A 10,742-nucleotide genomic window follows, 5' to 3' on the forward strand; every position below is an offset into this window, starting at 1 on the left:
GTTCGGAACTAGTTGGGGACGTTCTGCAGGTCGCGGAAGCCCGCGCGATAGGAAAGCTCGTCGCGCGGCCACGTCAGCGGCGCACGGGCCGGGTTCGGGCCGGGCGCGAGCATCCAGCGCTTCTTACCGTCGTCCCACTGCATTCGGGCGCAGTCCCACACCCCGATGCGGTTGGAGTCGCCGTTGTAGGCGTAGAGGACCTGGCCGTTCACGCACGCGAGAGTCCAGGAGTCGCCGACGCTGCCCTTGATCAGGCCTTGGACGGGAGTGAACGTGGCGCGCATGCGTGTGGGGTCGGTGCTGGGATTGTCGGCGTAGTAGCGCATCGCCATCTTCGTCGCGTTCCAGTCGGCCAACCCGACCGCGCCGGGCATCGCGAACGCGGTGTACGCGGCGCGACCAGCATTGACGTCGAGGTTGTTGTACGTGGCGACGTTGAGGGCGGCTAGTTGAGCGACCGCACCCTCGGGAGTCTTCGGGAAACCCGTGGCCACGCCCGCTTCGGTGCGGGTGCTCTTGGGCAGCACGAGGTCGGGTGTGGTGGCCTGCACCTCGGGCTTGGGGCGGAAGTTGGTGGCGTCCATGTTCGTCGAGTCGCCCTCGGGCATCGGGCGGTTGGCGATCGCGTCCTGCTGGGCGCGATTACTCGTGTTGGGCGCCGCTGTCGTGTGCGAGGTGGCGGCCGGCGATGCAGCAGAACGGGAGGTGGATGATCCGCCACCCATCCACTGCATCGCCCCCACCGCCAGTCCGACGCACAAGATCAGCGCGACGCCCGCGATCACCGCCCACGCCACCCATCCCGGGGTGGCCTTGGCGGGCTTGGTCTTCTTCGCGCGGCGCAGCATGATCGCTTGTGTCCTCAGGCCGTGATGAACGCGTACCAGGCGGCCCAGATGACTCCGGCGATCACCGCGACGAACAGGATGCCGATCCCGACCGACGCGGACTTGTGGTGGCCCAGCACCTTGCCGCCGACCAGAGCGCCGACACCGGCGAAACCGCCGGCGACGATGAGGAAGAAGCTTCCCCACTTGATGTAGGCCATGATGTCGCTCGCCTTGGCCTCGACACCCTTGGGTGCCTTCGCGCCGGGGTTGGGCACGCCGTTGCCGTCAGCGACGAGCTGAGCGCCGTGCTGGATCAGTGCCAGTGAGGTGTGCATGATGACTCTCCTTGTGTGTGATGCGGGTTTTCTTGCGATCCACTCCCCAGTGGGGGTGGAAGTTCTTAGCGGCTACGCCCCCAGCGCCGACGTGACGTGGATGCGGGCACGTGCAGGTCAAACACGTCAGCGGTGATCGTTTCCCCGATGCGAGCCCATGCCGCCAACGCGGCGGGAATAGCCGTCTCCGCTTCGGGTAGGCCGCGGGTGGCCAGGTCGGGCAGGTAATCCACGCGCAGCGGTGTGCTCATGGCCTCGGCCATGAAGTACGTGCCCGAAACCGCGTCAGTGTTCGGCCCGACGAGGACGACATCGTCGATGGGCGCCCATCCCTGCTTCGACCACGCGGCCAGGAGCGCCTCACAGCGCACCTGCGACGACACGTTCGAGGGCAACACGAGCACGATCCGTGCGCCCGTGTCCCGAAGCCACACTCCAGCGCTGGGGTGGCTAAGAGCTTCTTCGGCGCTGAGGCCCACATCGACGATCCGCGCACCCGCCTGGGCTGGCCACAGGTCAGGCTCATCGACACGCTCATCGATCAGGCCCTCGAGGTAGGTGATCGTCGCCGCCCCAGCACGAGAGGGCACGAGACGCGCCGTCGCGGTGACCGGCATTGCCGCGCCACTGTGGTGGGCCATGCCTCGCAGTACCGAGCGACGCGGCGCTGCCGCGTCAATGACGCTGATGCCCTCATCAGTGCCCAGCAGACGTCCGCACGCGGTGGCGATCGACCAGGCGATGCTCGAAGCACCCGCGCCGGGGATCGCGCCGACGACGATGATCGCGCCGGGGCTCTGCCAGGACGCGCCTTCGACGTCGTCGTTTCGCACATCCTGGGTGACGGGGTGGCTCATGCTGGTCTCCTCCTTCGCGGTGTCGGTGTACTCGGGGCGGTCGCCTTCGTCGCTCACGCCAGGGTGCGAGCGGGCCAAGACAGTCACTTCGGTGCCTGCGGCATGGGAATCAGCCCCATCGTCAGGAGGGAAAGCACCGCCCAAACGGTGAAGAAGACGTACAGGAACGCCACCAGCGCCCCGGCAGCGGTCAGGGCCCATCGCATCTGCCACACCAGCGCCCTGATCTGTCCGCGCCCGGACAAGCGCGGGACGAGTTCCAGGTAGTACGCGACGCGCTGACGGCGAATCATCCAGGCCGGCGCAGGCGCGAACCGGCGGTGATAGGGCCAAGTCATGAGGTAGAAGATCGGGCCGCGTCGACGGCGGCGGACGCCCCCAATGACAGGGCCAGGCTTGGCCGGACGACGATGACGGCGAGATGTGATGTTCATGATGGTCATGTGTCCTCCCGTGCTCACTCGTAACTAGCCATTGATGAGGCCACCTGCCACGGCGCGCTGCTCGTGGCGCGCTGCAGGTGCACGAAGGTGCTCGACTTCAGCGGCTCGGCCTTCGCCCCGTGCGTCGTGACGACCACTTGGAACGTCAGGTACTTCTCGGTCGGCGAGCTCGGCGGCGGGTCATCGGCAGGGATCTGTTTCACCGCGACGGTGGTGTAGCCCTTCGCCGCGCTCATCGCGTTCCAGGCCGCGCCGGGCGCGGCGATGACCTGCTGACGAAGCTGCGCGGCGTAGGAAGATGTCGCCAGCTGCGCGGCGCGGTCGGCGGCATTCCACGGCGTGGTGTCCATCGCCGTGTCTTGGGCATTCAGGGCCGTCAAGAACGCGGTTGCCGTCGCCGCCGCATCAGCGCGGTTGACGTGCTCGAGACCGTCCTTCATTCCCCGGGGGTTCGCCCTCGTCGTCCCGGTCGGTAGCGGCTTCGACGGCAATGGAGCCTGCGACGTGCTTGTCGTCGGCGAGGACGCGGACGACGATGCGGGCGCAGCATGGTCACCGGCGGAGCATCCGCTCATCGTGAGCACACCGATAACGGTGGCGGCGGTGAGAGTTACGAACTTCGGTGTGTTCATCACGGGATTCCTTTGCTCACTGAACCCAGGGCGGGCGCGCAGCGGTGGGGTTGCCCCACAGCTTGGTGATGTGGACGTCTTGGGTGTCTGTGGGGGCCTCGATGATCTTTCCGCCGCCCCAGTACATGGCCACGTGTGTGGCGGGGTAGTGCCAAAACAGCAGATCGCCGGGCTTCCACGCGCTCATCCCGCCTTGTACGGCCCAGCGTGCGGTGTAGGCCTGCTGCTGAGCGGCGGTGCGTGGCAGGGTGACCTTGCCACCGGTGCCGACGTACGTCGCCATCCGCGTCAGACCGGAGCAGTCATAACCGGGTCCGCGCCCGTCGATCCGGTCGCGCCCTGTTGGGCTGGTCAGGCTTCCCCCACCCCACACGTACGGCAGGCCCACGGCCCGATTGGCGACCTCGAGGATGGTCTTGGCCTTACCCGAGACGCTCGCATCAACCGGCACGCCACCAGAACCGGTGGCCACTCCCCCGAACTTCGTCGTCGCCATCTTGGGGATGAGCTGCACGTACTGCTGGGTCTGTGTGAACGGTGGGACGCCGTGGTATTGCACGACCGCGCCCCAGCCGGCGTTGTACCCGGCCAGCGCCAGCGTGGTGACGTCTCCGCTGACCTTGTGCGCAGCCAACGCCGCCGACGCCTGCCCGGCCAGTTCGCACATGTACTTGCCCTGCGCCATGATCGCGTCGGGCGGATCCCACGGGGAGTTCTTGCCGTTACCGTCCGCATCCGCGCCATATCCGGGCCAGGTGCTGGGCATGAACTGCGCGATGCCCTGCGCGCCGACCGGACTGGTCGCGTTTGGGTTGAACCCAGATTCCTGGAACAACTGCGCGGCCAACAGCGGCGCGCTCATCTGCGGGCACAACCCCGCAGCTTTGACGATCCACGGGACGAACTGCGCGGGCACCGACCCGGCCTTGATGTTGCCGCCGATCCCGCCGCCGCCACCATCGGCGCCGCTACCGGGCACCTCACATGCGCTGACGCCGAAACTCACGGCGGCAACACCCGCGAGGACGGACGCCAGCGGGCGGCGGGGGCGGGCGCTGCTCATGCCGGGTACCGATCCGCGATGAGTGCAGCGATCTCTGCGAACGCTTCGCGCGTACGCGGCTGCATCTGCTCCAGGTGCACCTGTGCGCCGTCAGCGAGATGGCGATCTGCCGGGACCTTGACGACAGGGATGCCCTCGAACATCGCCAAGACCGCGTTCTTGTCGACCTCGCGGCTGACGAGGTCGCGTTCGGTCAGGGCCACGATGGCGCTGGAAGCCAGTCGGCCGAATCCGTTGGAGCGGAGCCACGCGAGCGTCTCGTAGGCGCGCTTGGCGCCGGTGATGCTGTACGCGGCGGGCACGACGAGGGTGTCGGTGCGAGCCAGGATGCCCGGCATGATCGGGTGCGTGATGCCCGTTCCGGCGTCGACGTGGATCGAGGAGTAGTAGCTCGACAGGATCTCGATCACAGCGTTGAACTGTGCCGAGGTGAGCGACTCGCCCAGCTTCGGGTCCGGCTCACCCGGCAACACGGTGAGTCGGCCTTCGGAGTAGAGGTAGCGGGACAGGTCGCCGATGCTCGTGACTGAATCGACGTGCTGGGCAAGCTGGTTCACCCCGGCCAGTCCTTCGCGGCCGGTCACGCGTTCGGCGAGGTCACCGGCGTCGGGGTTGAAGTCACCCGCGACGACCGCTTCGGGGCGGTACTGCGCGGCCGTCAGCGCGGTTCCGATGCACGTTGTCGTCTTCGTGATGCCGCCTTTGAGGCACAGGTACGTCGTGACGTGTGCGCCGCGCAAGGGCCGCTGGATGCGCGCCATGCGTTCCTGCTCACGCAGCTGCGCGGCGGAAGGGCCGAGGTTGATCAGTCCCCCCGTCATGGCATGCACCCACCGTCGCGGACCCGAGGTCGGTTCTAGCGGACGGGGACGCAGCAACTGCGGCGTCACGGGCGCACCCGCTTCAAGGGCACCAGCCTTGTGCTCGTCAGGAGCGTCCCAGTCGGCGAACTGCTCGAGGAAATCGGGGTAGTCGCTGCGCAGCCCGGTCGTTTCCCGGGTGGCCTCCGCCGGCGCAGAGTGGTGTACGGGTGCGGGCGCTGGCGTCTGGGTGGCCTCCGCCGGCGCAGAGTGGTGTACGGGAGCGGGCGCTGGCGTCTGGGTGGCCTCCGTCTGCTCCAGCGGGAGCGCTTCGGCGGTGGGGTGCGACAACTCCTCGTCGTGCTTGGCCGGTAGACGCGTCGCACCGTTGAACGGGGCGCTGTCCGACTTTGCTCGGAAGGGACTTTCAGTCATCAGAATCGGCCTCCGAAAGTGTGGTGGGTGGGGTGGGGGTGGCGGTCTTGGCCACCACCCCCACCTGTTCTTGATGCCTGCACCACTGCTGCCTGAGGGGGGAAACGACGGGCACGCGTGAAGCGGTGCAGGTACCAAGGCGGGGGGCAGGTCTGCTGCCTGCGAGGGGAAGACCACTGCGACCATGCGGTGCTGGGTGTCGTGAGCGATCCGCACATCGACGGGCGCGGAGCGCCCACTGGGCGCGGTCACTTCCGCGTAGAGGCGGCCAGCAGCCGGGCCACTCCGGCACAGGGCCGTCGGATTCCGGGGCGTCGGGCCCAGGGCGATTGCTCGCGGTGGTCGTAGCAGCCATCGGTCACAACACCTCCTCACTGTCTGTCGTGTCTACTATAGTACACAACACGGTAATTACTTAAGTATAGAAGGCGTCATGAAAAATTCGAGCGGCGGGAGGGGCGTCGTTGCGTTTAGCGAAGAGGCGTTCACTGCCCGGTTCAAGGCTCTTTGGCTGGCCTGCGTGAATCCGGCGACAGGCTCGCCCTACACGCCGCGCGCGGCAGCGGCGCAGCTGCGCGGTCTTGGCTACTCGCTATCGCCATCAGCGATTCAAACTCTGCTCAGTGGCAGTCGCGCAAACCCACGGTTGTCGACTCTCGTGGCTTGTAGTGCCCTGCTCGATGAGCCGCTGGAGCGCTTTGTGGTGCGGGCAGCGGTGACGTCAGAGCGAGGGCGAGCGGATCGTGCGTGACCCGCACTGTTATGGGGCATGGGGCTTCGGGTGGGCCTGTCGCCTAGACTCACTCCTCATGGAGGAAAGCCGGCAGAGTGACGGGGGTAGGCGCGTGCCTGGCCTGAGTGCCAAGCTGGCGTGGTGCATGAGTCACCGCCTGGACCCGGATGGTGATCCCTGGACGGATGCGTCGCTGTCGGTTGCGCTGACCAAGCGAGGTATCAAGGTGTCGGTCGCCTTCGTCAGCTCTTTGCGACGCGGGACTCGAGAAAATACCTCGTTCCCCGTCCTGGCGGGCTTTAGTCAGGTCTTCGACGTGCCGCTCCAGTTTTGGAGCGATGAGCGCGTGGCGCGAGTCGTTATGACCCCGCGTGAGTTGCCGCCTGGGCTCGCCGATGAGCTCGACGAGTTGTCACGACGCGACCCGGAAGAGCTTGCTGCGGTGCTGAGTTTGGCTTCTCGTCTCCTTCAGCAGAAATCGCAGGCGTAGCTCCTCGATGGCCTCATCGGCCTGTTCTGGGCCCTGGTGGAAAGCCCATCGCGCGATGGCCTGGGCGAGGTCTTCGGTGTCCATGTCTCGAACGTAGGGTGCTGTGCCTCCTGGTGTGCGTCTGTTTGACCGGACTATGAGACCGTCAGTTAGACAAGGGCGGGTTGGACGCTGATCGCTACTCCCAGATCCCTTCGGCGGCAACGCTTTTCGTGATTATGGCGCGGCTTGAGCAGCTTACACAGGTTGCGTACTAAAGTAGCGTGCAGTCAAGCGTCAATAACGTGAGATGGGGATTATGTCGTTCGGTAAGCGTCTTCGTGTCGCACGGCAGAGTGCCGGTCAGACTCAGGCTGAGTTGGGGGCTGCGGCAGATGTCAGCAACACCTATATCGCCCATCTGGAGAAGGGGCGCCGTGCGCCGAACCCGGAATTGGTGGAGCGGCTGGAAGAGTCGCTGGGCTTGGAGCCGGGCACATTGGGTGCGCCAGAGGAGTGGTCCCCCAACGGCAGGAAGCGCCAGCTGAAGGCCACGCTTCTCGCCAACTTCGAGCAGGCCGTCCTACTAAGAGAGTCCGGCTCTACCGTGGACCTGGTTCCACAGTTGAATGCCATCATCGAGGACGCGAGACTGCAGGGGCAGCGTGATCTGGTGTGGCTGGCCTGCCGGATGCGGGTCGAAAGCGAGATGGACGCTGGCGCGATTGACGCAGCGTCGCAGCACGCGGTCGAGTTACTCGAGATGGCGCGTAGGACGAATGACAGCACCCTGACGGCCGTCGCTGAGACGAAGTGCGCTTCACTCGAGCGGCTGAAGGGGAACGAGGCGGCCGCACGAAGCCATGGGGCGGCAGCGGTCATAGCCAGCATGCGTGACGGGGTGTCACGGGAGCACCGGGCGGACGCGCTGTGCGCCGCGATCGCAGCTGGCGGCGCCCAAGTGGCCGAGTGGGCCACCATGCTGCGCACTATCTACCCGACGCTGGACGTCGGATCGATGAAAGGCCGGACCGCCTGGGTTCTGGCCAACGTGGCCTTCGCTGACGAGGACATTGACGAAGGGCTGCGTTGGCAAGACGAAGCCAGCCGGCACCTCACGCCTGCGGGACAGTTCCGGTCATGGGTGAAATGGCCTGCCGTGGCAGCTCAAGTTCGCGTCAACGTGGGCGTGCTCGATGGAGTGGCTGACCTCCTCGAGGAGGCGCGCGTCCGGGTTGCTCTGAGTGCAAGTGACGAAGAAATGGCGGGTCTTGCGGCCTCGGAGGCTCGCTACCTCGTCGCCATCAAGGACAGAGAGTCCGCGCGAAGGGTGCTACTTGAGGCTCTGGAATCTCTTGAGGTCGGGGTCGCCTCCCGGGGCCACCTGCGGTTGGAGCTGTCCGAGGTCGCTGCTGCGGACGGCGACCTTGCCGAGGCCTCGGCGGCAGCCTTGAGCGCGGCCAAGTTTTTCACCGAAGCCGGCTCGTTGCGGGAGGCGCAGAGAGCCTTCGAGCAGTGGACGGCACTACAGCCGACTGTCTGAGCCGGTGTATAGTGCGTACTAAAGGAGCGACACGCCGCGCGGGTGCACGATAACCAGTTTTCCCTCCGCGAGGCTCTACGGTTGGCCTCTAGGAAGGGAGTTGATATGTCCGTCCCGTCGTCAATCCATCGCTCGCCCGAACGCTCCGTGCAGGTCGCCTTTCGAGTCACCCCGGGTGACCGCCAGGTGCTGCGTGACAAGGCAGCATCGCTCGGCATGACGCTGCAGGACTACTTGACGTGGAAGGCGCTGGAGCTCGACACGCCGCCCAAGCCGCTTCCTGACGGTCGACGCCCGCGTCTCGCACCGACCTCCGATTCCCCCCTCTTCGAGGAGCGCATGACCGCATAAACGCTCGGGGCAGTGCCCCGGAGACCACGAAAGCCGCCCCGGCAAGGGCGGCTCGTGGTGAAGCAACTGAGAGCAAAGTTTCGCAGCTGAAGCTCTCGTATTCGTCTCCGACCCAGCAAGGAGGAGAGGTGGCTTTGTGCTACCCAAGATAGCAGCGCACGCGCAAGCGTGCCAAGAGGACGCGCGTGATGTGTGTCGCCGATTGGACGAGTGGCTGTTCGAGCCGGGCGTCTTCTTCGCGCTGGACGCCACGAACCGCCGCGTTCCTGGTGTACCGGTGGCTTCCCTCGAGCAGGGCCACGACCTGATCGCTCAAGGCGGCGCCGTCGCGTCGATCGTGGGCAGGCTGCGCGCCGACTTCGCGGCCGTCGACGTCGACGTGGCGGGCGTGCCGGGTGAAGCGATCACTGACGCGATCGCTTCATGGTGCGACCGCGTAGGCGTGTGGCATGTGGTGCGTCCTTCTGGTGGCGCGCCGGGACGCCACCACGTCATCATCCGCGCCGCGACCTGCCGTGACGGCCTCGAGGAACTCATCGCGCAGCTGCGCGCGTCGTGGCGGGCGTCGGCCACGATGATCGACCTGCGCTCGGCGCTGCGCCCGTTGAGCGCGCCGCACCGTCTGGGCGGCTGGGTGCCGCCGTACCGCGCGGATGAAGCCCTGACGGGCTTAGCGAGCGTGGGTGAGTCCATTGGACTCACCTCCCACGGTGTCGCAGCGGCCGAGGCATCACACACGGGATCGGCACGGGGGAAGAAGAAGCGTGCGTGGACGCCGGCGGCACCGCGCACGCCGCGGCGCACGTACGCGCGCCGTGCGTTGCCGCCGGGGTGGCAGACGTACTTGGCGACGGGTCGCAAGCCCGCCTGGTCGAAGGCGCACTCCCCCACGACTGACACCTCCCGCAGCACGTACGAGCTGATGTGCACGGCCGCGATGGTCCGTGCGGGCATGAGCCATGAGGAAGCGTGGCACGCGATCGAGACCGCTCACCCGGACGCGATGACCCGCTCACGTACCTCCTGGCAGCGCTGGGTGCGCGCGGTGTGGAACATCGCGGTCAAGAGCGACGACGACTTCGCGCCCGTACCGCGCGTGGAAGGACCGATCCTGCATGCGACGCAGGAAGCACGCGACCGGCTGCGATCCCTCGCGTGGACGCTCGAGATGCGTGAACGCGTCAGCGTGCTGGCCGTCGCGACGGTGCTGCTGCACCGGATGGAACGTGAAAGCAGCCTGCGGGTGCCATGCCCCGAACGCGACCTCGTGCTCGACACCGGCATCCGCTCGCGCACGACAATCCGCGCGGTGTTGCGGCGCCTGCACGGCGTGCTCGGCACCCTGCACACCGATTCTTACGACTTCGCGCAGCGCGCGACGAGCTCGTTCGAGTTTGAGATTCCGGCCGCGTCGGGGGTAGTGAGGGATATTGCCCCACCTAGCCTTCACATCCCCTTGGCCCCCACCCTCCCCGGCGAACTCCCCCCTGCTGCATGGCTGGTGCTGGCGTCCCTGGACTCGAGGGTGGGCCTGTCGGTCGAGGACGCAGCGCTGAAAGCGCAGCTGTGCCCGGCGCCGGGTGAGGTGTCGGGGTGGACGCGACGGCAGGTGCTGCGGCATCTGGCGCACTTGCAGGCCCACGGGCTGGCGCAGGTGTCGGCGTCGGGTGAGTGGACGCGCCCCCAGACTCTGCCCACTCTCGAGGCGGCATCTGTCGAGCAGCAGGTGGTGCGTGAGCGGATTGCGTTGGAGCGTCTGGTGTTTCGTGAGCGGGCGTCGGCGTGGGTGCTGGCGCGGCGTGCGTCGATCGCTGCGTGTCAGGAGCGTGCGCAGCGCTGGTGGGCAGGTCTGGACGTGGGTGAACGCACGTTGCGGGTGCAGCGGTTGAGTGGGGAGTTCTCGAGTCTGAGCGTGTGGCGTCAACAGCAGCGCAAGCGTGTGTGGGAGGAACGTAACCTGCGCCGTGGTGTCGAGCTGGCGCAGCGGCACGCGGCATGGCTGAACGCACAGGACCGACGGGAGTTCGAGCGCCGCCGCGAGGAGCGGCGGGTGTGGTTCGCGAATCTGGCGCAGCCCCTGCGTCAGGCGTACGCGACGAGTTGGGAGGAGCACCGCTGGCGCTACGGCTACCCCACCTTGGTGGATGAGCCTCGCTGAGCCAACCTCAGCGGCCCGCGTGGCCCACAATCGTGCAAGACGTGCATTACACGAGACACAGATAGACAGGGGTGGCTCTGTCAACTTCGATTG

At 66.8% G+C, this 10,742-nt stretch carries 11 protein-coding genes; 4 read left to right on the top strand and 7 right to left on the bottom strand.

Annotated features, from left to right (window positions below; all coding sequences use genetic code 11):
* Nucleotides 1-8 precede the first annotated feature (8 nt).
* The 7 genes from J4Z35_RS09845 to J4Z35_RS09875 form a co-directional block, all read right to left on the bottom strand.
* Nucleotides 9-848, bottom strand: coding sequence for a hypothetical protein (locus J4Z35_RS09845; RefSeq protein WP_208065555.1), 840 nt, complete (start codon nucleotides 846-848; stop codon nucleotides 9-11).
* 14 nt (nucleotides 849-862) lie between these two features.
* A complete protein-coding gene (locus J4Z35_RS09850; protein WP_136788927.1) occupies nucleotides 863-1,165 on the bottom strand; it encodes a hypothetical protein in 303 nt (100 codons plus the stop codon).
* Between the two features lie 65 nt (nucleotides 1,166-1,230).
* Nucleotides 1,231-2,079: a hypothetical protein gene (locus tag J4Z35_RS09855; RefSeq protein WP_208065556.1), complete on the bottom strand. Its 849-nt coding sequence runs from the start codon at nucleotides 2,077-2,079 to the stop codon at nucleotides 1,231-1,233.
* A 26-nt stretch (nucleotides 2,080-2,105) separates the two neighbouring features.
* Nucleotides 2,106-2,465 carry a hypothetical protein gene (locus J4Z35_RS09860; protein ID WP_136788925.1) on the bottom strand — a complete coding sequence of 120 codons (360 nt, stop codon included), beginning with the start codon at nucleotides 2,463-2,465 and terminating at the stop codon, nucleotides 2,106-2,108.
* Nucleotides 2,466-2,479: 14 nt separating this feature from the next.
* Entirely contained in the window at nucleotides 2,480-2,905 is a 426-nt protein-coding gene (locus J4Z35_RS09865; protein WP_041229527.1) for a hypothetical protein, read from the bottom strand.
* A 208-nt stretch (nucleotides 2,906-3,113) separates the two neighbouring features.
* Nucleotides 3,114-4,160 carry an NlpC/P60 family protein gene (locus J4Z35_RS09870; RefSeq protein ID WP_208065557.1) on the bottom strand — a complete coding sequence of 349 codons (1,047 nt, stop codon included), beginning with the start codon at nucleotides 4,158-4,160 and terminating at the stop codon, nucleotides 3,114-3,116.
* The gene (locus J4Z35_RS09875; protein ID WP_208065558.1) at nucleotides 4,157-5,395 is read right to left on the bottom strand and encodes a MinD/ParA family protein; all 1,239 of its coding nucleotides are present in this window, start codon (nucleotides 5,393-5,395) and stop codon (nucleotides 4,157-4,159) included. The genes J4Z35_RS09870 and J4Z35_RS09875 overlap by 4 nt, the downstream gene beginning before the upstream one ends.
* 878 nt (nucleotides 5,396-6,273) lie before the next feature.
* Here J4Z35_RS09875 and J4Z35_RS09880 point away from each other — a divergent pair.
* From J4Z35_RS09880 to J4Z35_RS09895, 4 genes are all read left to right on the top strand, one after another.
* Nucleotides 6,274-6,618 (top strand): hypothetical protein, encoded by a 345-nt coding sequence (locus J4Z35_RS09880; protein WP_150112864.1) that lies wholly within the window; start codon nucleotides 6,274-6,276, stop codon nucleotides 6,616-6,618.
* A gap of 298 nt (nucleotides 6,619-6,916) precedes the next feature.
* Nucleotides 6,917-8,140, top strand: coding sequence for a helix-turn-helix transcriptional regulator (locus tag J4Z35_RS09885; protein ID WP_208065559.1), 1,224 nt, complete (start codon nucleotides 6,917-6,919; stop codon nucleotides 8,138-8,140).
* 186 nt (nucleotides 8,141-8,326) lie between these two features.
* The gene (locus J4Z35_RS09890) at nucleotides 8,327-8,491 is read left to right on the top strand and encodes a hypothetical protein (protein ID WP_167539876.1); all 165 of its coding nucleotides are present in this window, start codon (nucleotides 8,327-8,329) and stop codon (nucleotides 8,489-8,491) included.
* A 190-nt stretch (nucleotides 8,492-8,681) separates the two neighbouring features.
* Nucleotides 8,682-10,649: a hypothetical protein gene (locus J4Z35_RS09895; RefSeq protein ID WP_208065560.1), complete on the top strand. Its 1,968-nt coding sequence runs from the start codon at nucleotides 8,682-8,684 to the stop codon at nucleotides 10,647-10,649.
* Nucleotides 10,650-10,742: the final 93 nt, after the last annotated feature.

It is taken from the genome of Dermacoccus sp. NHGro5 (genome assembly GCF_017565385.1).
GTDB classification, from domain to species: domain Bacteria; phylum Actinomycetota; class Actinomycetes; order Actinomycetales; family Dermatophilaceae; genus Dermacoccus; species Dermacoccus nishinomiyaensis.